26 protein-coding genes are annotated in these 23,255 nt (G+C 70.7%); 15 read left to right on the top strand and 11 right to left on the bottom strand.

Features of this window, described 5'->3' with window-relative positions; translation table 11 throughout:
• The first annotated feature begins 77 nt into the window (after nt 1-77).
• The gene (locus KBX71_RS12740; protein WP_210818136.1) at nt 78-500 is read left to right on the top strand and encodes an MmcQ/YjbR family DNA-binding protein; all 423 of its coding nucleotides are present in this window, start codon (nt 78-80) and stop codon (nt 498-500) included.
• Nucleotides 501-774: 274 nt separating this feature from the next.
• Here KBX71_RS12740 and KBX71_RS12735 read toward each other — a convergent pair whose 3' ends face one another.
• Both KBX71_RS12735 and KBX71_RS12730 read right to left on the bottom strand, forming a co-directional pair.
• Nucleotides 775-1,308, bottom strand: a complete 534-nt coding sequence (locus KBX71_RS12735) for a DUF6817 domain-containing protein (protein ID WP_210818135.1) — start codon at nt 1,306-1,308, stop codon at nt 775-777.
• An 85-nt stretch (nt 1,309-1,393) separates the two neighbouring features.
• Nucleotides 1,394-1,810: a GNAT family N-acetyltransferase gene (locus KBX71_RS12730; RefSeq protein ID WP_210818134.1), complete on the bottom strand. Its 417-nt coding sequence runs from the start codon at nt 1,808-1,810 to the stop codon at nt 1,394-1,396.
• Between the two features lie 47 nt (nt 1,811-1,857).
• Between KBX71_RS12730 and KBX71_RS12725 the strand changes: the two genes are divergently transcribed.
• From KBX71_RS12725 to KBX71_RS12710, 4 genes are all read left to right on the top strand, one after another.
• Nucleotides 1,858-2,595: a class I SAM-dependent methyltransferase gene (locus KBX71_RS12725; RefSeq protein ID WP_210818133.1), complete on the top strand. Its 738-nt coding sequence runs from the start codon at nt 1,858-1,860 to the stop codon at nt 2,593-2,595.
• A 118-nt stretch (nt 2,596-2,713) separates the two neighbouring features.
• Nucleotides 2,714-3,283 (top strand): hypothetical protein, encoded by a 570-nt coding sequence (locus KBX71_RS12720; RefSeq protein ID WP_210818132.1) that lies wholly within the window; start codon nt 2,714-2,716, stop codon nt 3,281-3,283.
• A 105-nt stretch (nt 3,284-3,388) separates the two neighbouring features.
• A complete protein-coding gene (locus KBX71_RS12715) occupies nt 3,389-3,769 on the top strand; it encodes a VOC family protein (protein ID WP_196927021.1) in 381 nt (126 codons plus the stop codon).
• A gap of 39 nt (nt 3,770-3,808) precedes the next feature.
• A complete protein-coding gene (locus KBX71_RS12710; RefSeq protein WP_210818131.1) occupies nt 3,809-4,504 on the top strand; it encodes an alpha/beta fold hydrolase in 696 nt (231 codons plus the stop codon).
• A 5-nt stretch (nt 4,505-4,509) separates the two neighbouring features.
• Here KBX71_RS12710 and KBX71_RS12705 read toward each other — a convergent pair whose 3' ends face one another.
• The 3 genes from KBX71_RS12705 to KBX71_RS12695 all read right to left on the bottom strand — a co-directional run bounded on the left by KBX71_RS12705 (nt 4,510) and on the right by KBX71_RS12695 (nt 8,056).
• Entirely contained in the window at nt 4,510-5,778 is a 1,269-nt protein-coding gene (locus tag KBX71_RS12705) for an MFS transporter (RefSeq protein WP_210818130.1), read from the bottom strand.
• Nucleotides 5,775-6,371 (bottom strand): helix-turn-helix transcriptional regulator, encoded by a 597-nt coding sequence (locus KBX71_RS12700; protein ID WP_210818129.1) that lies wholly within the window; start codon nt 6,369-6,371, stop codon nt 5,775-5,777. The genes KBX71_RS12705 and KBX71_RS12700 overlap by 4 nt, the downstream gene beginning before the upstream one ends.
• Before the next feature lie 62 nt (nt 6,372-6,433).
• Nucleotides 6,434-8,056 (bottom strand): LLM class flavin-dependent oxidoreductase, encoded by a 1,623-nt coding sequence (locus KBX71_RS12695; protein WP_210818128.1) that lies wholly within the window; start codon nt 8,054-8,056, stop codon nt 6,434-6,436.
• Nucleotides 8,057-8,170: 114 nt separating this feature from the next.
• Here KBX71_RS12695 and KBX71_RS12690 point away from each other — a divergent pair, with 114 nt between their 5' ends.
• Entirely contained in the window at nt 8,171-8,767 is a 597-nt protein-coding gene (locus tag KBX71_RS12690; RefSeq protein ID WP_210818127.1) for a MarR family winged helix-turn-helix transcriptional regulator, read from the top strand.
• 81 nt (nt 8,768-8,848) lie between these two features.
• On the opposite strand, the gene KBX71_RS12685 is transcribed toward KBX71_RS12690, so the two are convergent.
• The 3 genes from KBX71_RS12685 to KBX71_RS12675 all read right to left on the bottom strand — a co-directional run bounded on the left by KBX71_RS12685 (nt 8,849) and on the right by KBX71_RS12675 (nt 11,662).
• Nucleotides 8,849-10,360 (bottom strand): phosphoesterase, encoded by a 1,512-nt coding sequence (locus KBX71_RS12685; protein WP_210818126.1) that lies wholly within the window; start codon nt 10,358-10,360, stop codon nt 8,849-8,851.
• Between the two features lie 251 nt (nt 10,361-10,611).
• Nucleotides 10,612-11,274 (bottom strand): hypothetical protein, encoded by a 663-nt coding sequence (locus KBX71_RS33670; protein ID WP_247683361.1) that lies wholly within the window; start codon nt 11,272-11,274, stop codon nt 10,612-10,614.
• 247 nt (nt 11,275-11,521) lie between these two features.
• On the bottom strand, nt 11,522-11,662 hold the full coding sequence (locus tag KBX71_RS12675) for a hypothetical protein (RefSeq protein WP_210818125.1): 141 nt from the start codon (nt 11,660-11,662) through the stop codon (nt 11,522-11,524).
• Nucleotides 11,663-11,697: 35 nt separating this feature from the next.
• Between KBX71_RS12675 and KBX71_RS12670 the strand changes: the two genes are divergently transcribed.
• Nucleotides 11,698-12,660: a helix-turn-helix transcriptional regulator gene (locus KBX71_RS12670; protein ID WP_210818124.1), complete on the top strand. Its 963-nt coding sequence runs from the start codon at nt 11,698-11,700 to the stop codon at nt 12,658-12,660.
• A gap of 72 nt (nt 12,661-12,732) precedes the next feature.
• Here the strand turns inward: KBX71_RS12670 and KBX71_RS12665 are convergent, their stop codons facing one another.
• Nucleotides 12,733-13,128, bottom strand: coding sequence for a helix-turn-helix domain-containing protein (locus KBX71_RS12665; RefSeq protein ID WP_196930147.1), 396 nt, complete (start codon nt 13,126-13,128; stop codon nt 12,733-12,735).
• Nucleotides 13,129-13,224: 96 nt separating this feature from the next.
• Here KBX71_RS12665 and KBX71_RS12660 point away from each other — a divergent pair, with 96 nt between their 5' ends.
• The 7 genes from KBX71_RS12660 (at nt 13,225) to KBX71_RS12630 (ending at nt 19,513) form a co-directional block, all read left to right on the top strand.
• On the top strand, nt 13,225-14,082 hold the full coding sequence (locus KBX71_RS12660; RefSeq protein ID WP_210818123.1) for an SDR family oxidoreductase: 858 nt from the start codon (nt 13,225-13,227) through the stop codon (nt 14,080-14,082).
• Nucleotides 14,083-14,242: 160 nt separating this feature from the next.
• On the top strand, nt 14,243-14,707 hold the full coding sequence (locus tag KBX71_RS12655; protein ID WP_210818122.1) for a GNAT family N-acetyltransferase: 465 nt from the start codon (nt 14,243-14,245) through the stop codon (nt 14,705-14,707).
• Nucleotides 14,708-14,889: 182 nt separating this feature from the next.
• The gene (locus KBX71_RS12650; RefSeq protein WP_210818121.1) at nt 14,890-15,837 is read left to right on the top strand and encodes an ion transporter; all 948 of its coding nucleotides are present in this window, start codon (nt 14,890-14,892) and stop codon (nt 15,835-15,837) included.
• Between the two features lie 76 nt (nt 15,838-15,913).
• Nucleotides 15,914-17,083 (top strand): acyl-CoA dehydrogenase family protein, encoded by a 1,170-nt coding sequence (locus KBX71_RS12645; RefSeq protein ID WP_210818120.1) that lies wholly within the window; start codon nt 15,914-15,916, stop codon nt 17,081-17,083.
• Complete coding sequence (locus tag KBX71_RS12640; protein WP_210818119.1) at nt 17,083-17,928, top strand: phosphate/phosphite/phosphonate ABC transporter substrate-binding protein; 846 nt, start codon at nt 17,083-17,085, stop codon at nt 17,926-17,928. The genes KBX71_RS12645 and KBX71_RS12640 overlap by 1 nt, the downstream gene beginning before the upstream one ends.
• On the top strand, nt 17,925-19,136 hold the full coding sequence (locus KBX71_RS12635; protein WP_210818118.1) for a ferritin-like domain-containing protein: 1,212 nt from the start codon (nt 17,925-17,927) through the stop codon (nt 19,134-19,136). The genes KBX71_RS12640 and KBX71_RS12635 overlap by 4 nt, the downstream gene beginning before the upstream one ends.
• A 23-nt stretch (nt 19,137-19,159) precedes the next feature.
• On the top strand, nt 19,160-19,513 hold the full coding sequence (locus KBX71_RS12630) for a TraR/DksA C4-type zinc finger protein (protein WP_210818117.1): 354 nt from the start codon (nt 19,160-19,162) through the stop codon (nt 19,511-19,513).
• 422 nt (nt 19,514-19,935) lie between these two features.
• On the opposite strand, the gene eno is transcribed toward KBX71_RS12630, so the two are convergent.
• Nucleotides 19,936-21,201: a phosphopyruvate hydratase gene (gene eno / locus KBX71_RS12625; protein WP_210818116.1), complete on the bottom strand. Its 1,266-nt coding sequence runs from the start codon at nt 21,199-21,201 to the stop codon at nt 19,936-19,938.
• Between the two features lie 118 nt (nt 21,202-21,319).
• Here eno and KBX71_RS12620 point away from each other — a divergent pair, with 118 nt between their 5' ends.
• Nucleotides 21,320-22,234 (top strand): MerR family transcriptional regulator, encoded by a 915-nt coding sequence (locus KBX71_RS12620; protein ID WP_210818115.1) that lies wholly within the window; start codon nt 21,320-21,322, stop codon nt 22,232-22,234.
• On the opposite strand, the gene KBX71_RS12615 is transcribed toward KBX71_RS12620, so the two are convergent.
• Nucleotides 22,231-23,226 carry a ribonucleotide-diphosphate reductase subunit beta gene (locus tag KBX71_RS12615; protein ID WP_210818160.1) on the bottom strand — a complete coding sequence of 332 codons (996 nt, stop codon included), beginning with the start codon at nt 23,224-23,226 and terminating at the stop codon, nt 22,231-22,233. The genes KBX71_RS12620 and KBX71_RS12615 overlap by 4 nt on opposite strands.
• Nucleotides 23,227-23,255: the final 29 nt, after the last annotated feature.

Here is a 23,255-nt window from a genome sequence, read left to right as displayed (position 1 = left end):
GACCGGGCGCACACCACCGGCCGGGGTCGGGTTCGACGAGCGGAACTTGTCACACCGACCGACTAACGTCGTTGCCCGTGATCGCGCCCGGAGACGTCCCGCCCGAGGTCCTCGACCGGCTGCGGCCGATCTGTCTCGGGCTGCCGGAGACCTACGAGGAGCCCGCCTGGGTGGGCACCCGCTGGCGGATCCGCAAGCGGACCATCGCCCACGTGCTGACCGTCGATCCCGATCGCCAGCCGGTCCACGCCCGGGCCGCCGCACTCGACCAGCCCGCCTGCCTGCTGACCTTCCGGTCGCCACTCGACGAGATCGCCGGGCTCCTCGGCACGGGGCACCCCTTCTACAAACCGGACTGGGCGCCGAACGTGATGGGCATGGTCCTGGACGAGCACACCGACTGGGACGAGGTTGGTGAGCTGCTCACCGAGAGCTACTGCGTCATGGCCCCGAAGCGGCTCGCCGCCCGGGTCGGCCCCCCGGTGCCGCCGTCCGGCTGAGCGTCGGCGGCACCCTGCCTCCGGGACCCCGGCCGCCGAGAACGAGCGGCGCTGGGACCGGGCCCGCGCGCTGCTGCACGACGACGGCTACTCGCCCGCTGACCGGGTCGCGGGTTGCTGGTTCTTCCCCGCTGTCTTGGGCGGTCGAGCATGCCTCATTCCCGACTGGCTCGCGGCGGTCTGGGCGCCGACGATGGGTCCCGTTCTGCCGGCGGACGCGAAGGTTGCAGCGCATGAAGTTAGATGATCTGGAGGCTCCGCGCGACGAGAACCATCAGCGGTCGAGAGTATGGCGGAGTTCTTCAACGAGCGGCGGGGACACAGCCGGTGCCCAGGAGCGGAACAACGCGCGGAAGTACTCCCCGTGCCTGTCCAGGAGGGCCGGGTCATGCTCGATCACATCGATCTCGTTGACAATGCTCAGATCGATGAACGGCGTCAGCTGATCGGCGTCGAGCCGGATGACCTGGCCGCTGAAGCGGTCGGTGACCTCGCCGGTGGTCGCGAGCCCTTGCCAACTGCGTTTGCGGTCGCATGCCCCGTACAGGTAGACCAGAGTCTCCGCAGCTTCACCGATGAGATCCCGTAGCTTGGCGCGATTCTTCCAATCGAGTAGGGCGAGGTCGAAGCCGTCGGTGCCGTAGGCGGCGTGGGTCAGGCCGGCCAACTGCACGTCAGCTCCGTAACCCAGGTCGGCGAGGCGTTCCTGGACCCGGCACAGATGAGCGTAGAGGCTTCCACCGGGATGTTGGACAGTCTCGGTTCCGCATTGACGCAGCCACGCCCGTACATAGGCATCAGTGCTCACGCTCTCACGGTAGGCGTATGCGGAGGGCCTGGTGGCCCCGAAGCGCGCGCTGCTGGTCACAAGGCGGTCGGTCTACAGCCGAAGGTCACGTCCTGCCGACCTGCATGGGCTTGGAGCACAGCACGTCCGGCAGTGGCAGGTAGCCGAGCGCCTGCCAAGACTGCAGCCCGCCGACGTTGTCCGGCATGACGAGCAGGTTCACCCTCGGGCAGTCCAACTGCCGAAAGCGGCTCTCAAGTTCATCCACCAGCCGGCTGGCTATGCCCTTCCGGCGGTGGGCAGGGTGCACGGCGAGTCGCAGGATCCAGCCCCGCCGCCCGTCATAGGTTCCCATGATCACGGCCACTACCGCGCCACCCAGCTCGGCAACCAGGAACAGCTCAGGGTCGCGGGTCAGCTTGGCTTCCAGCTCAACGCGGGGCAGGACGTCACGACCCGCCGCTGTCCACACCGCGACGACAGCGTCGTAGTCGCTCCACTGGAACTGGCGGATGTGAATCACAACCTGTCTCCTTGCCTGCGCCCTGCTGACGCGGTTCGCTCATCGACATGGCTCGCATCGCATACGACCACGCGGACGCGGGCGCGTTCGCATCGACCCGGCACCTCGGCGACGAGGAAGCCGGCGAGTGGCAGGCCGCTGTGACCAGGCACCTCGACCCGCAGCCGGGCATGCGGCTGCTGGACCTGGGTGCTGGCACGGGCAGCTGGGCCAAGGCGTTCTCCTCCTGGTTCCCCGGTGTCGAAGTGACCGCAGTCGAGCCGTCGATGGCCATGCGCGAACGCTCGGTGTACCAACCCGTCGTCGCTGGCGACGCCGCCGACATCCCGCTCCCCGACGCAAGCGTCGACGCCGCCTGGATCTCCACCGTCCTCCACCACGTGCCCGACCTGAACGCCGCGGCACGCGAGCTGCGCCGCGTCCTGCGCCCCGGCGCGCTCGTCCTGATCCGGTCCGCGTTCGCCGGTCGGCACGAGGCGATCACGCTGTTCCGCTACTTTTCCGAAGCGATCCGGGTACTGGACACCTATCCCAGCGTCGCCCAGGTCGAAGCAGCCTTCGGCGGCGAAGGATTCTCCACCGTCAGCCTGGAGCAGGTCCCGCAGATCACCGCCGCGTCGCTGCACGAAGCGGCGACCACCCTGCGCCGCGAGGCACACACGCTGCTGCAACTGATCACCGACGAGGAGTACGACACCGGCCTGGGCCGCCTGCACCAAGCAGCGCTTACCGAAACCGGACCGGTGATCGACGCCCTGGACCTGCTCGTACTGCGCAGAGAATGATTCCCCGCCAGCGAGCAGGCCAGCAGCTCGTACTCCGGGAACGCGGCCCGGAGCCGTTCCTGACACTCTTCAACGAGGGACAACACCACAGGAACCAGGCCTGTCAGGCCGGCTCATCGTGCTCGACCTCGACTCGGGTCGGCCTCGACGGGTGCAGGACGGGCATCCGAGCACGGCGGGCGGCCCGGTCATCGCCGACGGGCGCGTGCTGCGTGACCCGGACGGTGCCGAGGTACGCCTGCACGTCGACCAGTTGGAGGTGTCGCCGGACGGTCGCTGGCTGTACTACCAACCGGCCTCCGGCGGGATGTCCCGAATCGCCACCCGCTGGCTGGACGACCCGTCGGTGACCGCCGACGAGATGGCCCGGAGGGTCGAATGGTGGTGTGACACCCCCAGCACCGGCGGGACGGCCATCGACGCCACCGGCACCATCTACCTCAGCGACCTGGAACGGCGGCGCGTTCTCGTCCTCGCACCCGACCGCAGCGTCCGGACGCTCGTCGCCGACCCGCGGTTGGCGTGGGTGGACGCGATGTGGCTGGACGCCGATGCCCGGCTGTGGATGCCGGCGGCCCAGCTGCACCTGACCGCCGGGCTCAACGGCGGGCACCAGGCCGTCGACTACCCGGTCCAGATCTACCGGATGCCCGTCGACACCGGGCCGCCCGCACGGGACCACACCTGACCGTCCACTTCGCCAACCGCAGCTGCCCCTCTGCGGGCCAACGGTCTCTCCGCTGCCACACGCCGAGTCGAGCAGGCTGTTGGCGGCGTCGATATTCTGTTCGGCATGCACCGGAGCCGCGTGTTCGCGCTGCTGATCGACGCCCCCGAGGCGGAGGCCGCCCGGTCGGCGGAGTTCTGGTCGGCGGCGCTCGGCGTCGGCACCCGGTCCGATCCGGCCGAGCCGCAGTTCGTCGGCCTGCACGAGGCACTGCCGGGGCTGGTCACCGCGGTCCAGGCGGTCGATGACGCGCCGCGCTTCCACCTGGACATCGAGACCGACGACGTGCCAGCCGAGACCGCGCGGTTGACGGCCCTGGGCGCCACCGAGGTGTCACAGTGGCTGGAGTGCCGGGTCCTGCGGGCCCCCGGCGGCCACCTGCTCTGTGTGCTTCCGGTGGCGAGTCCACCTGAGGTGTTCGCCGCCGAGGCCCGCACCTGGTCGTGACCCGCCGACCTGTCGTAGGTCGGCGTTAGGCTCCCGGCCATGGCTGAATTCGTGTTGGTGGCAGGGGCGTGGCTGGGGTCGTCGGCATGGGACGAGGTGGTGCCGCCACTGCGGGCGGCCGGGCACGGCACCCACCCGCTGACCCTCTCCGGCCTCGCCGACAAGCGGGATGCGCCCGCCGGGCAGCAGACCCACGTGCAGGACATCGTCGACGAGATCGAGCGTCGCGACCTGCGCGACGTGGTGCTGGTCGGGCACAGCTACGCGGGCATCCCGGTGGGTCAGGCCGCCGAGCGGATCGGTGACCGGTTGACCCGGGTGGTCTTCGTCGATTCGGAGGTGCCGGTCGACGGTGAGTCGTTCGCGTCCGGATGGTGGCAGGGCCAGGCGGCCTTCGAGGCGCAGATCGCCGACAACAACGGCTACTGGGCTCCGCTCGGTGCTGCCGACTTCGACGGTCAGGGTCTCACCGATGAGCAGATCGCGCGCCTGGTCGACAGTTCCACTCCGCACCCGGGTGCCACGCTGACCGAGCCGGCCGTGTTGAGCCGGCCACTGGGTGAGCTGCCGGCGACGTACGTCAAGTGCCTGCTCGACGGGCCGGAGCCCAACGACACGGTGGCCAAGCTGCTGACCAGCGAGCACTGGCGACTGGTCACGATGGCCACCGGCCACTGGCCGATGTTCTCCCAGCCCGCCGAGCTGGCCCGGATTCTGTTGGCAGAGGCTGGCTGACCAGGTTAGGCGGTGGGCTCGTCGAGGGTTCTGATGTGGCGCACCGGCGACGCGACCAACCACAGCACGGCGAGCACGCCACCCAGGCCGGCGATGACCAGGGTGGGCCGCAGGCCGATGGTGGTGCCCAACGCACCGCCGACCAGCGCGCCGAGCGGCCGGATGCCGTAGTTGACGGCGCTGTACGCGCCGGCCCGGCGTCCTCGCGCGTCGTCGGGTGTCACGGCGGTGAGGAGGGCGTTGAGGTTCACGTCCATCAGCATCACCCCGACGCTGGAGACCAGCTCGATGGCCGCCAGCATGGCCACCTTCGTCCACGTGGGTCCGGACACCAGCGCGGTCAGCGCCAGCGGCGCGGGGAAGAGCACCACGCCGATCATGGCGGTGCGGCCCAGACCGATCGCGCGTGAGATCCGCGGAGCCAGCGCCGCACCCGCGAACCCGCCGAGCGCTCCGAACCCGAAGGCGATGCCGATCGCGCCGGCCGACAGGTCGAGTTCGCGGCTGGCGTAGAGCACCAGCAGCGCGCTGGCGATGAAGGTGAAGAAGTTGACAGTGCTGGTGCAGCCGAGGGCGGCCCGCAGAACCGGGTGCCGCAGCACCAGCACGAGCCCTTCGCGGACCAGCCCGAGAGTGGACGTCCGACGCGGCGGGGGCGGCGGCTCGGTCACCGGGATGCGACTGAGTAGTAGCGCGGAGCCGAGGAAGCTGACCGCGTCGACGACTATCGCGACCGGCGCGCTGAGCGCCTGGACCAGCCCACCGCCGACGGCCGGGCCGGCGATGAAGGACAGCGACCGGCTCATGCTCAGCTTGCTGGTGGCGTCCACGTACGCCGATCGTGGCACCAGGGCGACGAAGAACGCCTGACGCGCCATGGCGAAGAGCACCGCTCCGAAGCCGGTGAGCAGTGCCACCAGGTAGAGCTGGGTGAGGGTGATCGCGTCGAACAGGTAGGCCACCGGCAGGCTGAGCAGCACCGCGGCGCGGATCAGGTCCGCGATGATCAGGAGTCGCCGCTTGTGGGTGCGCTGGTCCACCCAGGCGCCCAGGAACAGACCCAGCAGGTTGGGCAGCCAGATCAAGGCGGTGAGGACGCTGACCTGCACGGGTGTGGCGGTGAGCAGGGTGACGGCGATCAGCGGTAGAGCCAGTTCGCTGATCCGATCGCCGAACTGGGAGATCGTCTCGCTGATCCAGAAGGTGCGGAAGCGCCGGTCGCGGTGCAGGGCCGGCGGGGCCCCGGTCTCGGTGGGGACGTCGGTGGCGGTCATGACGCGGCCGGGTCGTCGTCGCCGGGTTCGGGCAGCAGGTACCGCAGCATCCGGATGATCCGCGCGTCGGCCGGGGCCGACTCCTCCTTGCGCCGCACGTACGGGGCGATCAGCTCCTCAATGGACTCCTCCAGTTGCCGCAGTTCGTCGGCGGTTGCCACGAACCGGGTGTCGGCCATGCCCGCCAGCGCGCGCCACTCGGGGTCCAGCCGAGGCTCCTCATGCAGCAGCCACTGCTGGGGTGCGTCGGCGTTGCGGGCGAACATCTCGCCGCGCAGCTGCTGGCTGGCGGACTGCCCCTCGGTCCCCTCCGGCATCGTGAAGCGGAAGCCTCGGGCTGCCGCCTGCCACCAGCGTTCCCGCTTGCTGGTGGCACCGTCCCAGTCGAGGACCAGGCCGAACGTCGCGAGGTGCCGCAGGTGCCAGCTGACCACCGACGGTGTGGCGCCGACGTGCGGTGAGAGCCCGGTGGCCGTGGCCGGGCCGTGTCGCTGAAGGTGCTCCAGGATCGCCAGCCGGACCGGGTGGGCCAGTGCTCGCAGCGCCTGCGGCTCGGTGATCTCGAAATCCCCGTACGGATTCTTGAGAGACATGTTTCGAGAGTAGTCTCTCAGATCGGATCGGGGCAACCCCGAACCGCCGCCGGGGGCTTTGATCAGGCGATGCCCAACCGCGCCAACGGCTCGACCAACTCGCGCTCCTCGTAGCTGAGGTGCGACAACAGCGCGTCGGTCAGCAGGTCCACCGCGGCCCGCAGCTCGGCGAGACCGTCCGGAGACCCGACGTACGCGACCAGGGCCCGGTCGACACCCTCCAACACGTCGTGGATGACGTGATGCTCCTGCTCCAGCCTGTCGACCACCGGGCCGAGTCGGGGGTCCCGCGCCCGCAACCGGGGGAAGAACGACTGGTCCTCGATCGTGTGGTGGGTGGTGACGATGCGGCAGTACGACTCGCAGTAGACACCGAGCGTCCACCGGTTCTGTCGCATGGTCATCGTGTTGATGTGGGACCGGGCCGCGCCGGCGTCGATCTCGCCGGCCGCCACCTGCTCGATGAGGTCGTGAATCTGGGCCAACTCGGCGCGCAGGCCGTCGTGGATCTGCACGAGGTGCGCGCCGGTGGCCTGCTCCTGCGGGGTGTACGTGCGCTCCGGGTCGGGCACGGGCCCGGTCGGCCGGGTCGACTCGTCCCACACCTCCTGCTCGCTTCGCCGTACACCGTCGTCGGGGGTCGGCACCACGGCGAACGCGCCGCCGGTAGCGGTGGCGCGGCTCGCCCGGACCGGCGGCGCAGCGACCGGCTCCGGCTGTGCCGGCATACGTTCCGGCTCCGGCTGTGCCGGCATTCGTTCCGGCTGTGCCGGCGTACCGGCCGCAGCCGCGCCCCGGTCACGTTCGGCCGCGACCAACTCGCGGACGGCGGGGGCCACCTCGCCGGCGAACCGGCGCAGGTCGTCGGGATCGTCGCTGCCGAGGATGAAGGTGCCGACTCCCTCCTCCAGCGCCAGCTCGGCCAGCTCCTCGGCCCACTGTTCGGCCGGCCCGTCCAGCGGGCCCCGTCCGACGGCCGAGAACTGGCCGCTGATGTTGAGCAGCCGACGCACGTCCTGCGGGGACCTGCCGGCCTGCTGCGCGGCATCGTCGATGATCGCGTTGCCCCTGGCCAGGTCACCGGGCTGGAGGTAGCCGAGCGAGGGCAGCCAGCCGTCGGCCCGACGACCGGTGAGCTGGAGCATCCGGGGTTTGTACGCACCCAGCCAGATCGGCGCCGCGTGGGCCGGAGCGGGCCCACGCTTGGCGCCCACCACCCGGTAGAACTCGCCGTCGACCCGCACTCCGCCCCGCGTCTCGACGTCCCAGAGCTGACGGATGACCTCGATGGCCTCCTCCAGCGCTCGCACGCCCTGGGCGGGGGTCAACCGCCGGCCGCCCATCGCCTCGATGGCATCCCAGAACGCTCCCGCCCCGAGGCCGAGGCCGACCCGGCCGCCGCTGAGCAGGTCCAGGCTGGCCACGCTGCGGGCGAGCACCGCCGGCGGACGCAGTGGCAGGTTCGTCACGTTCGCTGCCAGGTGCACCCGGCTGGTGCGGGCCGCCACGAAGCTCAGCAGCGTCCAGGTGTCGAGGAACGCCGGCTGGTACGGGTGATCCTGGAAGGTGACCAGATCCAGCCCGACCTGCTCGGCCAGGACGGCGACGCCGACCGTACGGTCCGGATTGCCAGCGCTTGGCGTGACGAAGGATCCGAAGACCAGGTCGTGGCCGTAGTCGCTCATCTGCGAGCCTCCCGCTTCCCCCGACGCGTCGGACGATGCGTCGTGACCTTAACCTTATGCCACACAGAACATCTGCTGCCAACAAGGTCTGGCCCACTGCGGTATTGTCGGGGGATGACGGGTGCCACTCACCGGCCGGACCGGCCCGATCCGCTCGACGACGACCTGGGCTGGATGCTCGGGATCGTCTTCCGCGGCTACGTCCGGGCGGCCGAGCACGCGCTCACCGACTTCCCCGGCGGCCCGCGCGGCTACCAGTTGCTCACCGCGGCGGCCAACGGGCCGGCCCGAAACCAGGGCGCGATCGCCGAGGAGATCGGCATCGACCGCACGGTCCTCACGTACCTGATCGATGACCTGGAGCGGCCCGGGTTCGTCGCCCGGCGCGCGGACCCGGCCGACCGACGCAACCGGCTGGTCGAGGTCACCGACACCGGTCGTGCCGCCTGGGAGCAGCGGCGGTTGGCGCTGCGGCAGGTCGAATCGCATCTGCTGGGGGCGCTCACGCCGACCGAGTCGGCGACGCTGCGGTCACTGCTCCAGAAGGTCGCCTGTTCGACCCAGGCGGTGGACCCGCTGCGCGACCTCTGTGAGGTGGTGACGCAGGTGCAGGCCGACCCGGCGGCACCCGTTGCGCGCGGGACCGGCGCCGCGGCGGCGCGAAGCGGCCGAACCGCTACCCCCCGAACGCGCCGCCGCAGCGCCGACTGACCTGCCGACACGGCGGGACGGGCCCGCCCCGCACCACCCGACGTCGTCCGTCGAGCGGTGCCGGACCGGCCCGCGACATCCCTACCGCACGTGCACGAACACCGGGTTCGAGTAGAACCACAGGTCGTCCCACGGGCTCTCCAGCCCGTCGGCGAGCGGCTCGGCCTCGTCGGTGCTGGTGCCCCGCACCCGCGCGTAGGTGTCCGCCTCGACGTTGCGCAGGGTGTGCCGGATGACGTAGCTGTCGCCGTGCCGCCGCCAGTCCCGCGGGCCGAACCGGGCCGCCACCTTCGTGGTGGGGTTGGTGTCGGCGTCCAGGTTGGCGCTCGGGCCGGTGATCTGGCCGACGATCAGGTCGACCCGGCGGACCTCGGGCCGGTCGCCGTTCGCGTTCACCCCACCCAACGGGCGGAACGTGATCTCGATCTCGACATCGGTACGGCTCCGACGGCTCACCGTGATCGTCTCGCCCACCTCGGCGGTCCGGCCCTGGGAGGTGGCGGTGACGTCGAGGCTGCGGATCAGGTCACCGGTGGTGACCCAGATCCGGCCGTTGCGCAGGCCGTCCATGATGTCGCCGTAGTCCTGGCGGGCGTGCACGTACGTCTTGCTGTACTCGCCCGGCCAGAAGTCGGAGCCACCACGGGTCCAGTGGACGTGCGAGTCCGAGGTCGCGGTGATCCACCAGCGCCGACCCTCGCCGAGCAGCGAGTCCCACATTCCGCCGACCCGGGCGGTCATCTGGTCGAAGCCGCCGTAGGTGGGGTGGTTGCCGTAGCCGCCCCGCTTGCCACCGTTGAGCGGGCCGGCCTGGTGGCCGGGCGCGCCCTCGAAGCCGATGTAGACGTCCGGTGCGGCGTTGTTGCCGTTGCGGAACTCGCGCGGGGTGTCCTGACCGTAGACGCCGAGACCGGGCGCCGAACGGGACGTGTGGTGGGCGATCACCAGCGGCTTGTGTGGCATGCCCCGGGCGACCTTGAGGAACTCCACCATCCTGGCCTCGGTGTCGCGGGCCGGATCGGTGGGGAACGCGTCGTACTTGGCGAACCGGCTCTCCAGCTCGAAGAGCTGCTTCGCCTCGTCGTCGTGGCGCGGGATCATCAGCGTGTGGTGGTCCAGCGAGGGCGCGTCGAACTCCATGCCCCAGAACTGAAGCACCTCGGGGACCAGCTTGCGCGACCGCAGCAGGTCGGGGTACGCCTGCTCGATGTTCACCTTCGAGTGGGTCGGTCCACCATGGTCGGTGCACATCGCCCAGGTCAGTCCGAAGTTCTTCGCCATGATGGCGTTGGTGACGATCGGGTAGACCGCGTCCGCGCCCTTGTGGAAGACGATCGGGGACTTCGTGGTGTCGAACTCGCCGCTGTACTCGGAGTGGATGTGGTGGTCGCCCGCACGCCACGCCCGGTTCTTGGAGTTACCCCGGTCGGTCTTGTCGTCGTCACCCGGGCGGCGGTCCTCGTCGGCCCACGCCGCTCCGGCGCCGACCAGCGGGCTGGCAGCGGCCAGCGTCGCGCCGACGCCCGCGTACTTGACCAGCTTGCGCCGGGACAGCTGCGCGTGCTCGGTCTCTTCGGGATGCTTGTCTCTCACGTGAGAGCCTCTCCTCGATCAAGCGAATGCTCTTTCGATCAAGGAGCCTCGGAGAAGGCGGTGAACAGCCGCCGTACGCAGCGGGTGCCCCCGATGAACACCCTGCTCCGACCCGCAGGGAGCGCGGCCGGGGCAGCAGCGGGTCACCTCGCGACCGCGCGGAGTGCCCGATCAGGACCGAGGCCGGCCGGTTCAGGGCACCTGCCGGGTGTCCCGGGCCGTGCGGACGGCGGACGGGTCAGCCGGCCCGGTCAGATCCGGGCACGCGGCAGCCAGCCCAGGAATCGGAGCCGGACCCGAGGCAGCGGCAGTGCCGGCAGGTCCTGGGCGGCGGCGACGAGGCAGGAACCGAGATAGACCGCGAGGGAGGCGCGCGCTCCACCGAACTCGGCGAGCAGTTGGCTCTGCTTGGTGGCGCAGGGCCACTCGCGGCCGCACCCGGTGCAGGTCCAGCTCGGCGGGTTGGGAAGGTGCTCTGGCAGCTTGGCGCGGCGGTACCGACCGACGACGCTGTTGTCCGAGCGCACGTCGCGTCGCCGTGGCGCGGGGCCCTCGTTGCGGTGGGCCACCGGACGGGCACCGGGCAGGTAGCGCCCGACGGTGCCGAAGAGCACCCCGACGCGGATCAGGGCGTCCGGTCCGACGTGCTGGGTCAGCAACGCGGTCATCAGGTAGTGCCCCAGCAGGTCGAAGGCGTCACGGTGCAGACCCAGGTCGCGGCAGAGGTCGACGAACTCCGGCGTGGTCAGCGGCACCCGGTCGTCGAGTGCGCGGCGCAGCACCTCACGCAGCCCACCGCCGAGCCTCGCCAGCGCGTCACCCTCACCCAGACCCAGGCTGTCCTCGTCGGCCACCCGGGCCAGTGCCTCGGCCACGGCCAGCCGAACAACGCGGTCAGGATCAGTAGCGTCCAACGTTTCCCCCCTCCGTGGGCCGGTCTCCCGGCAGTGACCCGGCCACCCCCCAGACGAATCATGAACAAGATTTCGCTGTCGGCCACGAGGGTGGCTAGGACAGCAGACGTAGAACCATTCGGCGCGCTAGCCGGAAAACGAAGTCGAGCTGCCGACACACCGCATTGATTCGCGGGACGGCACGTCGGTGATTGTCGTATGGTGACATTCCCATCTACAGATATTGCGCCTCAGCGTCACCGAATGGTCAGACCAGATCCGACGCCCGCACCCGGTCGCTGCCGTCCCGCTCGCGACGTTCCACCTCACCGCACCGCCGGCAACGACGTGCCGAGTCACCGCCGAGCACCCCGGCACGGCCCGACCCTGCCGCCGGCACCCGTTCCACGACCCGGCGGCACCTCCACCGGACGGAGACAGCGGATGACGTCATCGCCAGTGCAGACCCACCAGTTCGACAGCCGTGACCCGGCGGCCATCCAGGAATTCCTGTCCGCCACGTACGACCCGAAGCTGCGCATTCAGAGCAGGAACGGATACCGGCTCACCCATCAGCGCCTGGACACCGGCCCCTTCGCCATCGCGACCACCCGTCAGACCGGACGCCTGGAGATCTATGCCAGCGCCCTCGGCGGACTGGTCATCGGTAGTACCCGCACCGCCCACGTCGATCGCTCCTGTGCCGGGTCGGCCCACCGGTTCGGCCCCGGCGACGTCTTCCTCGTCACGAGGCCGGAGGAGCCCTGCGCCGTCGGCTGGCATCCCGGCGAGGTGGAGCTCTGCGTACTGGACCTGTCGGTGCTGGCGCAGGTGGCCACCACCGCGCCGGCCCGCCGGCCCGGTCGGATCCAGTTCACCGAGCTCGGCGCCACCAGTACCGCCCTCGCCCGGCAGTGGCGCAACACCACGAGCTTCGTCCGCGACGTCGTGTTGAACAGCCCGGCCGCCGGGGCGCAGTCGCTGGTGATCGGCAACGCCGCCCGGATGCTGGCCGCGGCGGCGCTCGCGGTATTTCCCAACACCGCGTTCACCGAACCGACCGCCGCGGACCGGAACGACGCCACCACCGCCACGCTGCGCCGGGCGATAGCGTTCCTGGAGGAGAACGCCGACCGGGACATCAGCGCGGTCGACATCGCCAGCGCGGCCGGCGTCTCCCTCCGGGCGGTGCAACTCGCCTTCCGCCGTCATCTCGGCACCACTCCCATGGCCCACCTGCGTCGGATCCGGCTCGTTCGGGCACACCACGACCTGGTACGCGCCGACCCACGCCAGGAGACGGTCTCGGCGATCGCCAGTCGGTGGGGGTTCGCCAGCCACAGCAGGTTCACGGCGCGATACCACGCCAGCTACGGTGTGCCGCCACGCGAGACGCTGCAAACCTGAGGCACGGATGGTCCGCCTCCGCTGACCGGGCGGGTGCAGGACGCCGACCAGCGTTGACCGACGTTCGCCGGTCTAGCCCTGGTCGCGCTCGCGGCTGTCGCGGGCGGTCTGCAACTCGGGCACCGATGCCTCCAGCAGATCAGCGAGGCCACGCAGTTGCTCGGCGACCCGGGCACCGAGGGGGGTCAGCGAGTATTCGACGCGCGGCGGGATCGCGGTGAGCACCTCGCGGGTGAGCATTCCGTCCCGTTCGAGGGTCTGCAGGGTCTGGGAGAGCATCCGCTCGCTGACGCCGTCGATGCGGCGGCGCAGCGCGTTGAACCGGTAGCGGCCCTCGCCGAGCGCCAACAGGGCCAGCGAGGCCCACTTCGAGGTGACGTCCTCGAAGGCCGCACGGGAGGTGCACCCCCGCGCGAAGACATCGCTGACGAATTCCTGGGTAGGCCCCGCCGGGTCCTGGGCCGGCATGTCGCTCACCTCACCAGCCTATCCCATGCCACTTTTTGGTTAGTGCTGTAGATTCGTAAGTGCTTACTGATTTGCCACTACCCTCCGGAGGTTCCCATGCCCACCTATGCCGTCACCGGCGCCACCGGCCGGCTGGGCCGCCTGGTGATCGAGCAGCTGCTCGACAACGGCGTACCCGCCGTCGAGATCGCCGCCATCGTGCGCAACCCGGAGAAGGCCGCCGACCTGGCCGCACGCGGGATCGGGATCCGCAAGGCCAACTACGACGACCCGTCGACGCTGCCCGGCGCCGTGGCCGGCGTACGCCGCCTGCTGCTCATCTCCGGCGACACTCCCGGTCAGCGCGTCGCGCAGCACACAGCGGTCATCGACGCCGCCAAGCTCGCCGGGGTGGAGCGCCTCGTCTACACCAGCATCCTGAAGGCCGACACCACCGCGAACCCGCTCGCTCCGGAGCACAAGGCCACCGAGGAGGTTCTCGCCGCGTCCGGTCTGGCCTACACGGTGCTGCGCAACAGCTGGTACATCGAGAACTACACCGACCAGCTGCCGCAGTACCTGGGGTCCGGCACGATCCTCGGCGCCACCGGCGGCAGCAAGATCTCCGCCGCGACCCGGGCCGACTACGCCGGGACGGCCGTGGCCGCGCTGACCCGCGCGGAGGACGGCAACGCCGTCTACGAACTGGGCGGCACCGCGTTCACCTTCGACGAGCTGGCCGAGGCCGTCACCGAGGTGACCGGCACCACAGTCGTCCACCAGGACATGTCCGCCGCCGAGCTGGCCTCGGCCCTGGAGAACGTCGGCCTGGACGGGGGCACCGCCGGATTCGTCGCCGCGCTCGACCACTCGATCGCCAACGGCGAGCTGGCGACCGACAGCGACGACCTCAGCCGGCTGCTCGGCCGGCCGAGCACCCCGCTGCGCGACGCCATCCGGGCCGCACGGGCCTGACCCGTAGTGATCGCCGGAGCGGGCGACGGGGCCCCCGGTCGCCGTCGCCCGCCACGCGGTGCAGCTGGACACGTATCCTCGACCGCATGCTCAGGCACGTCGATGACCGGCTCTGCCGGCACCCCGCGCGGTCCGACCTGGACACTCCGGCTTCGGCCCGGTGAGCGACGGCGACTTCGTCGTCCGCGCCGCCGTACCGGAGGACGACCCCGAGCGGGTCTTCGACGTGCTGTGGCAACTCGCTCCCGACGACGCACGGCCGGACGCCACCCGGCTGGCCACCGCCTGGCCCGCCCTGCACGCGCAGGCTGGCCGGCGCCTCCTGCTGGCCGTCGCCGGGGACACCTTCGTGGGCACCGTGGACACCCTCGTCGCCCCGAACCTCACCCACGGCGCGCGACCGTACATGCTGGTGGAGAACGTGGTGGTCGCACCCGGATGGCGCCGTCGTGGGGTCGCCCGGGCCCTCATGCTCGCGGCGCTCGACGACGCGGCGGCGGCCGGCTGCTACAAGGTCCAGTTGGTGTCGAACGCCGCGCGCACCGAGGCCCATCGGTTCTACGCGTCAATCGGCTTTGCGCAGTCCGCTGTCGGTTACCGCCGATACCTCACCGCCGCGCCGTGACACCGGACGCGGGCACGCTCCAGCGCCCGGCCGACCGCTCCGCCCGGGGCGCCGGTCCGGAGGGCTGACTGAACGCCGGTCTTGGCTAGGCTGATGGGCATGCCCGCACACCATCCGCACCGCCACCACGACGGCCGGAGGTGGGCCCCCGCCGCGGCGCGCCCGATCGAGCCGGCCGACTGGTGAGTGACGCACCCGTGCCCGCCCCGCGGGATGGGCCGTCCACACCACCGCGGCACCGCTCGGGTTGGACCGACCGTTGCGACCGACTCGCCCGGTCCCGCCCCTTCGAGATCGCCATCGTCGTCGTCATCCTCGCCAACGGCATCGTTCTCGGCCTGGAGACGTACGACGACCTGAGCCCGGCGGGCACCGCGCTGCACGGGCTGGAGCTGTTCTTCCGGGCCGTCTTCGTCGTGGAGATCGCCGTCCGGCTGGCCGCCTACGGCAGGCGCCCACAGGACTTCTTCCGACACGGCTGGAACGTCTTCGACTTCGTGGTGATCGCGGCGATCTTCATTCCGGGCCTGCACGGCGACCCGGCGCTGCTGCGGGTCGTGCGGGTCGCCCGGATGGTTCGCCTCGTGCGGTTCTCGCCGGGTCTGCGGACCATCGTCTCCGCGCTGTGGCGCAGCCTGCCGGGCGTCACCGGGTTCCTCGCCCTGGCCGTGGTGACGCTCTACGTGTACGGCATGGCCGGTTGGCTGATCTTCGGCAACAGGTATCCGGAGGAGTACGGCGACATCGGCCGATCGCTGCTGACGTTGTTCGTGCTGTTGTCTCTGGAGACGCTGCCGGACCTCATCGAGCAGGGCATGGCGATCTCACCGTGGACGCTGCTCTACTACGTCAGTTACGTGGTCATCACCGTCAACCTGCTGCTCAACATCCTCATCGCGGTCATCGTGAACTCCATGGAGGAGGCCCGCCGGTTGGAGATGACCGAGCGACTGGCCCCCGGGTACGACGAGGACGGCGACGGCGTACCGGACGAGGTGGACCGCATCGCGCTCACGCAGCGGCTGGACGACCTGCGGGCGGTCGTCACCGAGCTGGAACGGGAGCTGCGCATCGACCGGGACGACGGGCACGGCCGCCCCCTCCGGGACAACGCCCGCGTCAGACGGTAATCCGACGCTCGCGCTGAGTCTTCGGATTCGGATAGTGTCGGCGGCGGTCCCATCGGCCTTCGGAAGAGGTACCGGCGTGACGACAACTGTCGACAGTGCCCAGACCGCCACCGATCCCACGGACACGCTCGGCACGGTGATCGACGACGTGATCCGCCCGAGGGCGCCGATCGTCGACCGGGACGGGGCCTTCCCCCGCCCGGGTGTCGACGCTCTCGCCGCGGCCGGCCTGCTCGGCCTGGCCTCCTCGACCGAGGTCGGTGGCGGCGGCCACGGCATGCGGGCGGTCGCCGAGGTCATCGAGCGGTTGGCCGCCGAGTGCGGGTCCACAGCGATGGTGCTGCTCATGCACTACGCGGCGACCGCCGTCATCGAGGCGCACGGCCCGCGCGACGTCCGCGCGGCGATCGCCGCCGGCCATCACCTCACCACCCTGGCGTTCTCCGAGTACGGCTCGCGCAGCCGCTTCTGGTCGCCGACCGGCACCGCGACAGCCGCCGACGACGACGTCGTCCGCCTCGACGCCCGGAAGAGCTGGGTCACCTCGGCCGGCGAGGCCAACAGTTACGTCTGGTCGAGCCTTCCGCTGACCCCCGATGCCGGCCCGATGACGCTGTGGCTCGTGCCGGCCGACAGCGCCGGCCTGAGCGTGACCGGCGACTTCGACGGGCTGGGCCTGCGCGGCAACGGCTCTCGGCCGATGACCGCCGACGGGCTCCGGGTTCCGTCGACGGCGCGGATGGCGGCCGACGGGGCCGGGCTCGACGCCGCGCTCGGCGCGGTCCTACCCTGGTTCCTGGTGCTCAACGCCGCCTTCTGCCTCGGTCTCGCCGGCAGCGCGGTGGCCGAGGCCAGCCGACATCTCACCAGGACCACGCTCGCGCACACTGGCGCCGCCCTGCGCGACGCGCCCGTCACCCGACGCGACCTGGCCCGGCTGATGATCCGCACCGACGCGCTGCGCACCTTCCTGGGCGACACGCTCACCGCGCTGGAGACCGGCCGCGCCGACGCGATGCTGCGGGTGCTGCAGGTCAAGGCGCTCGCTGGCGAGACCGTCGCCGACGTGACCGATGGCGCGATGCAGCTCTGCGGCGGCAGCGCCTTCCGCAAGGAGTTGGGCCTCGAGCGTCGTTTCCGGGACGCACGCGCGGCGCGGGTGATGGCACCGACCACCGACGCGCTGCACGATTTCGTCGGCCGTGTGGCCACCGGGTTGCCGCTGTTCGACGAGGCCAACCGCTGATGCCCGCGCCAACGGTTCTGCTGGGCGCGGTCGCGTACGACCCGAAGGTGGTGACCATCTGGGAGGGCTTCCGCGCCTGGCTGCGCGGTCGGGGCCTGGACTTCGACTTCGTCCTGTACTCGCACTACGAACGACAGGTCGAGGATCTCGTCGCCGGGCGGATCGACGCGGCCTGGAACTCTCCCCTGGCCTGGCTGCGGGCCGAGCGGTTGGCGGCGGGCAACGGCACGGCCGTCCGCGCGCTCACCATGCGCGACACCGACCAGGACCTCACCTCGGTCGTGGTGGTTCGCGCGGCCTCGCCGGTACGCCAGATCGCCGACCTCACCGGACGGGTGGTCGCCGTCGGGGCGATCGACAGTCCACAGGCGACGCTGATTCCGCTGGGCCACCTCGCGGCTGCCGGGGTCACTGTCGACGTACGCCGCTTCGACGTGGGTGTCGGCCTGCACGGCGACCACATCGGCGGCGAGCGCGACGCGGCCCGCGCCCTCGCGGCCGGGGAGGTCGACGCCGCCTGCATGATCGACGCCAACCATCTGGCGTTCGTCCAGGAGGGCACGTTACCGCCCGAGGGCACCCGGATCGTGGCGCAGACCGCACGCTACGACCACTGCAACATGACGGTCCGCGCGCCGGAGTCCGACGGCGTCCGCCTCTTCGGCACGCTGCTGCTCGGCATGTCGTACGCCGATCCACAGGTGCGTCCGCTGCTCGACCTGGAGGGGCTGACGGCCTGGCGCGAGGGTCGCACCTCGGGGTATGGCGCTCTCGCCGACGCGGTCGACGCCAGCGGCTTCTACTCCCCCGACGGGCGGGTGACGGCCACGGACTACCGGCCGTGAGCGCGGCGCCGGTCGCCGAGGTCGACCTCGGTGACCTGGGTTTCGGCCGGGGCGCGCACCTGCTCGTGCAACGCGCACTGGCCGGGCTGCCGCCCGGCGGCCGGTTGGCGGTCTCCGGCCGCGACCCGGCGCTGCGCGTACACCTGCCGGCCTGGTGTCGTCGGCGGGGTCATCGGGTCGAATGGCCGGATCGAGGCGAGGCGAGCGACCTCGTCGCGGTCGTGGTCCGGGGGTCGGCGGACGACGACCGCTGGTTCGGCGCGGAGCGGGCCGGGCCGGCTCTGCCGTCGGCGCTCAGCAGCCGTCCGCCGGCGCGGTGGGGGCTCGGTGCCCGGGGCGCACTCCTCGAAGCCGGTGGTCCCGAAGCCCGGTTCGACCTGGACGACCGCGACCTGGTCTGGGCCGACATCGCCCCGCACCTGTACGCGCAGGCGGCCGCGCGGCAGTGGGACCCGCAGACCGCGGTGCCGTGGGACGACCAGTTCGCGCTGCCGGCCGACGTCGAGGCCGCGGTGGTACAGGTGATGACCTACCTGGTCGAGAACGAGCAGGCCGCCCTCGTCGTACCGGCCCGGTTCGTGGGGCGCATCCATCCGCACTTTCGGGAGGTGGTGCAGCTCCTCGCCGTACAGATGGCCGACGAGGCGCGGCACATGGAGGTCTTCAGCCGGCGGGCACTCCTGCGGGGCGCCGAGCTGGGAACGTCATCCGCCGGCGGTCGGCAGTCGCTGTTCACGCTGGTCGCGGAGTCGGACTTCGCGTTGGCGTCGTTCCTGCTCTCCGTGCTCGGCGAGGGAAGCTTCGTCGATCTGCTCTCGTTTCTGCACGAGTTCGCCCCGGACCCGGTGACGCGGCGGATCTGTTGGCTCGCCATGCAGGACGAGCGCCGGCACGTGGTGTTCGGCATGGCACACCTGGAGCATCAGGCCCAGCTGGATCCGCTGCTGCGGGACCGGCTGCGGGCCGCCATCCACCGCCGTCACGACGCGCTCGTCGACACCGCAGGGCTCAACGCGGACGTCTTCGACGCGCTGGTGGTGCTCGCGGCGGGTGGTTGGCATCCGAACGACGTGTCCGTCGGCTTCGACCGGGTGCAGGCTCTGCAACACGCCATGGATCAGGGCCGTCAGCGCCGACTCGTCCGCCTGGGATTCCGGCCCGACGAGGCGGCGGCGCTCTCCGCCCTGCACACCCGCAACTTCATGTAGGCGAGCAGTACGGTAGAGCGGACATGACCAGCGACTCCAACGCGGTCCGCGAGGAACTGCTGCGGCTGCGCGAGCAGACCGAGGCTCAGGCCACCGCCCTGGAGGGCGACCTGCGGAGCCTCTTCGAGGCGTCCCGGTCGTCCAACGCCGATGACGAACACGACCCCGAGGGCAGCACGATCGCCTTCGAACGCGCACAGCTCAGCGCCGTGCTGGACGCCACCCGCCGACGCCTGGCCGAGCTGGATGTCGCGCTGCGACGGGTCGACGACGGCAGCTACGGCGTGTGCGAACGATGCCTGCTCCCCATTCCCGCCGAGCGCCTGGTGGCCCGCCCGTCAGCACGGACGTGTGTGGCCTGTGCCAGCCAACGGTGACGGTGCCAGCCCGGCCTTCGCGGCGGTCCGGCCGACCGCGCCCCCGGTGATCGGAAGTCCCACTTCGGGGGGACCGTCCGACTGCGCGCGCTGCCCGGCATCTCGCACTGACGAGCGGTAGCGTCGGTCATGGGACGCACGGTGATGTCGACCATCAGCAGGCTGCCTTTCGGAAGAGGTCAGCGGCTGTCTCAACGTAAACCCCCGCGCCGATCTTGCAGTTCCGGTCGCCGAAAAGCACGGAATGCCCCTTAATTCGGGACAGTAAGTGCAAGATCGCGAGTCCGCACCGTCGATCATGGAGTTATGGTGCCCGACTTGGTGTGATAAGAGCGCTTTGTCGCCCATCACAACTCCATGATCGACGAGGCAGGGGTTGGTCGGCGGTGTGCACCGGGGGGCACCCGACCGGAGCACAGCACTCAGCGGCCGCCGGCGTAGATGGCGCGGTCGCCCAACTCTTCCTCGATGCGGATGAGCTGGTTGTACTTGGCCGTCCGGTCCGAGCGCGACAACGAGCCGGTCTTGATCTGCCCGCAGCCGACGCCCACGGCCAGGTCGGCGATGGTGGTGTCCTCGGTCTCCCCGGATCGGTGCGACATCACCACCCGGTAACCCGCCTTGTGGGCGGCGTCCACAGTCGCCAGGGTCTCGGTGAGCGTGCCGATCTGGTTGACCTTGACCAGGATCGCGTTGGCGTAACCACCGTCGATCCCGTCGCGCAGCCGGTCGACGTCGGTGCAGAAGACGTCGTCGCCGACCAACTGCACGCGCTCCCCCGCCACCGCCGTCAGCCGCTTCCAGCCGGCGATGTCGTCCTCGGCCATCGGGTCCTCGATCGAGCTGATCGGGTACCGGGAGACGAGATCGAGCAGGTAGTCGATGTGCTCCTCAACGGTGCGCCGACGTCCCTCACCCACGTAGTCGTAGACGCCGGCACGGAAGAACTCCGAGCTGGCCGGGTCGAGGCAGATCAGCACGTCGGCCCCGGGCTCGTAACCGGTGTCCTCGATGGCGCGCTGCACGAACCGCAGCGCCTCGTCGGCGTCCGCGACGGTGGGCGCGAAGCCGCCCTCGTCACCGACGTTGGTGCTGTGCCCGGCCGCGGCCAGGGACGCCTTCAGGGTGTGGAAGACCTCCGAGCCCATCCGGACCGCCTCGGCGAAGGTCTGCGCGCCGACCGGGGCGATCATGAACTCCTGGAAGTCGAGCGGATTGTCGGCGTGCGCGCCACCGTTGATGATGTTCATCATCGGCACCGGCAGCAGGCGGGCGCCGACGCCACCGACGTAGCGGTAGAGCGGCTGCCGGTGGGCCAGCGCCGCCGCCTTCGCCGCCGCCAGGGAGACCGCCAGGATGGCGTTGGCACCCAGTCGACCCTTGTCCTTCGAACCGTCGAGGTCGATCATCGTCTCGTCGATCCGGGCCTGGTCCTCCGCGTCGAACCCGAGCACCGCGTCGGCGATCTCACCATTGACCGCGGCGACGGCCGCGCTGACCCCCTTGCCGTGAAAACGCGTCCGGTCCCCGTCGCGCAACTCGACCGCCTCGTTCGCCCCCGTCGACGCGCCGGACGGCACAGCCGCCCGGCCGGTCGACCCGTCGGCGAGGACCACGTCGGCCTCCACCGTCGGGTTGCCCCTGCTGTCGAGGATCTGCCGACCCCGCACCCGACTGATTGCCGTCATCACACACTCCCTGCTCAGGCTTCCTTTTCGCAGCCAGACTGGCAGGAAACGGCGGCCCCGACACCGCGACGATGGACACGTTGACCCGTACCCCGGGGTGCGGGTTTAGGGTCGCGGGATGCGGGTGGGTGAGTTGGCACGACGGACCGGGACCACGGTCCGGGCCTTGCGGTACTACGAGTCGGCCGGGCTGGTCGTGCCCCGACGGTTGAGCAACGGCTACCGAGAGTACGACCCGATCGCGGAGCGGCTGGTGGCCCAGATCCGCGAGCTGATGGCGCTCGGCCTCACGGTGGAGGAGACCCGCCCGTTCGTCGAGTCGATCGCCGGTGGTTCCGACGACACCGACGTGTGCGCGGCGGCGGTGGCCACGTACCGCAGCACCATCACCAATCTCCAGCAACGGATCGGCAAGTTGACGGCCCAGCGGGAGGCGCTGGACGCGCGCCTCGACGCGGCCGCGACCCAGGTCGTACCCGGCAGTCCCGCCGAAGGCGCCGACCCCGCCGCGCTGGTCGGCGTCAGGTTGCCGTCGCTGTCCTTCTACGGCACCGACGGCCGTCCGGTCGATCTCGGCGCGCTCGGCGCCGGGCGCAGCGTCATCTTCGTCTACCCACTGACCGGCCGGCCGGGCGTCGACCTGCCCAACGGGCTGCTGGAGATCCACGGCGCCCGCGGCAGCACCAAGCAGGCCGCCTGGTTCCGCGACCATCACGCGGAACTCCGCGCGGCCGGCGCGGCACGGGTGTACGGCCTGTCCGCGCAGTCGACCGGGTACCAGCGTGAGCTCGTGCACCGGCTGCGGCTGCCGTACCCGCTGATCCCCGATCCGAGGCTGACCCTGGCCGACGCGCTGCGCCTGCCGACCCGCGCCGCGGGCGACATGACGCTCTACGAGCGGTTGACGCTGATCATTGCCAATGGCGCTGTCGAACACGTCTTCCACCCGATCCCGGACCCGGCGTCGCACCCCCTGCACGTGATGCGGTGGCTCACCAAGCGACGCCAGGCCCCCGGATCGGTTGCCGCCTAGAAGTCGTCGTCGAAGGCGACGGTGCCGCTCACCCCGACCTGGTACGCCGACACCCGCCGCTCGAAGAAGTTGGACAGCTCCTGCACGTCCTGCAACTCCATGAAGCCGAACGGGTTGCTCGACCCGTAGTGCGGGGCGATGCCGAGCTGGGCGAGGCGGCGGTCGGCGACGTGCTGGAGGTACTCCCGCATGTCGGTCAACGTCAGACCGGGCACGCCGTGACCCAACAGGTCCTCGGCGAACTGCACCTCACACTCGACCGCCTCGGTGAGCATCCGGCGAACCTGGTCGGCGAGGTCGTCGTCGAAGAGGTCCGGCTCCTCGGCGCGGACGGTGTCGACGACGTCGAACGCGAACGCCATGTGCATGGACTCGTCGCGGAACACCCAGTTGGTGCCGGAGGCGAGGCCGTGCAGCAGGCCGCGGGAGCGCAGAAAGTACACGTACGCGAACGCGCCGTAGAAGAACAAACCCTCGATGCAGGCGGCGAAGCAGATCAGGTTGAGCAGGAACGTCCGCCGATCCTCCCGGGACCGCAGCTCCCGCAGGTCGTTGAGCGAGTCGATCCAGCGGAAGCAGAACTCGGCCTTGCGACGGATCGAGGGGATGTTCTCGATGGCCGCGAAGGCCTCGAAGCGCTCGGTCTCGTCGGGCACGTACGTGTCGAGCAGGTTGAGATAGAACTGGACGTGCACGGCCTCCTCGAACAGCTGCCGGGACAGGTAGAGGCGGCCCTCGGGGCTGTTGACGTGCTGGTAGAGGTTGAGCACCAGGTTGTTCGCGACGATCGTGTCGCCGGTGGCGAAGAACGCCACCAGCCGGCTGACCAGGTGCCGTTCGGCCGGTGACAGCTTGTCCAGGTCGGCGAGGTCGGCGTGCAGGTCGACCTCCTCGACGGTCCAGGTGTTGCGGATGGCGTCGCGGAACCGGTCGAAGAAGTGCGGGTAGCGCATCGGGCGGAGGGTGAGGTCCATCCCGGGGTCGAGCAGCATGTGCGTGGTCCTCGTGTCGGTGGTGCGGG

This window comes from Micromonospora sp. D93 (assembly GCF_018070365.1).
GTDB lineage: Bacteria > Actinomycetota > Actinomycetes > Mycobacteriales > Micromonosporaceae > Micromonospora > Micromonospora ureilytica.
This window is presented reverse-complemented; position numbering and strand designations above follow the sequence as displayed.

What these genes read in the sequence shown, in the direction of transcription:
- KBX71_RS12705 (WP_210818130.1), bottom strand. Translation starts at nt 5,778, where the DNA reads ATGACCGCCACCGACGTCCCCACCGAGACCGGGGCCCCGCCGGCCCTG.
- KBX71_RS12690 (WP_210818127.1), top strand. Translation starts at nt 8,171, where the DNA reads ATGACGGGTGCCACTCACCGGCCGGACCGGCCCGATCCGCTCGACGAC.
- KBX71_RS12710 (WP_210818131.1), top strand. Translation starts at nt 3,809, where the DNA reads ATGGCTGAATTCGTGTTGGTGGCAGGGGCGTGGCTGGGGTCGTCGGCA.
- KBX71_RS12660 (WP_210818123.1), top strand. Translation starts at nt 13,225, where the DNA reads ATGCCCACCTATGCCGTCACCGGCGCCACCGGCCGGCTGGGCCGCCTG.
- KBX71_RS12640 (WP_210818119.1), top strand. Translation starts at nt 17,083, where the DNA reads ATGCCCGCGCCAACGGTTCTGCTGGGCGCGGTCGCGTACGACCCGAAG.
- eno (WP_210818116.1), bottom strand. Translation starts at nt 21,201, where the DNA reads ATGACGGCAATCAGTCGGGTGCGGGGTCGGCAGATCCTCGACAGCAGG.
- KBX71_RS12630 (WP_210818117.1), top strand. Translation starts at nt 19,160, where the DNA reads ATGACCAGCGACTCCAACGCGGTCCGCGAGGAACTGCTGCGGCTGCGC.
- KBX71_RS12620 (WP_210818115.1), top strand. Translation starts at nt 21,320, where the DNA reads ATGCGGGTGGGTGAGTTGGCACGACGGACCGGGACCACGGTCCGGGCC.
- KBX71_RS12615 (WP_210818160.1), bottom strand. Translation starts at nt 23,226, where the DNA reads ATGCTGCTCGACCCCGGGATGGACCTCACCCTCCGCCCGATGCGCTAC.
- KBX71_RS12725 (WP_210818133.1), top strand. Translation starts at nt 1,858, where the DNA reads ATGGCTCGCATCGCATACGACCACGCGGACGCGGGCGCGTTCGCATCG.
- KBX71_RS12715 (WP_196927021.1), top strand. Translation starts at nt 3,389, where the DNA reads ATGCACCGGAGCCGCGTGTTCGCGCTGCTGATCGACGCCCCCGAGGCG.
- KBX71_RS12665 (WP_196930147.1), bottom strand. Translation starts at nt 13,128, where the DNA reads ATGCCGGCCCAGGACCCGGCGGGGCCTACCCAGGAATTCGTCAGCGAT.
- KBX71_RS12700 (WP_210818129.1), bottom strand. Translation starts at nt 6,371, where the DNA reads ATGTCTCTCAAGAATCCGTACGGGGATTTCGAGATCACCGAGCCGCAG.
- KBX71_RS12695 (WP_210818128.1), bottom strand. Translation starts at nt 8,056, where the DNA reads ATGAGCGACTACGGCCACGACCTGGTCTTCGGATCCTTCGTCACGCCA.
- KBX71_RS12670 (WP_210818124.1), top strand. Translation starts at nt 11,698, where the DNA reads ATGACGTCATCGCCAGTGCAGACCCACCAGTTCGACAGCCGTGACCCG.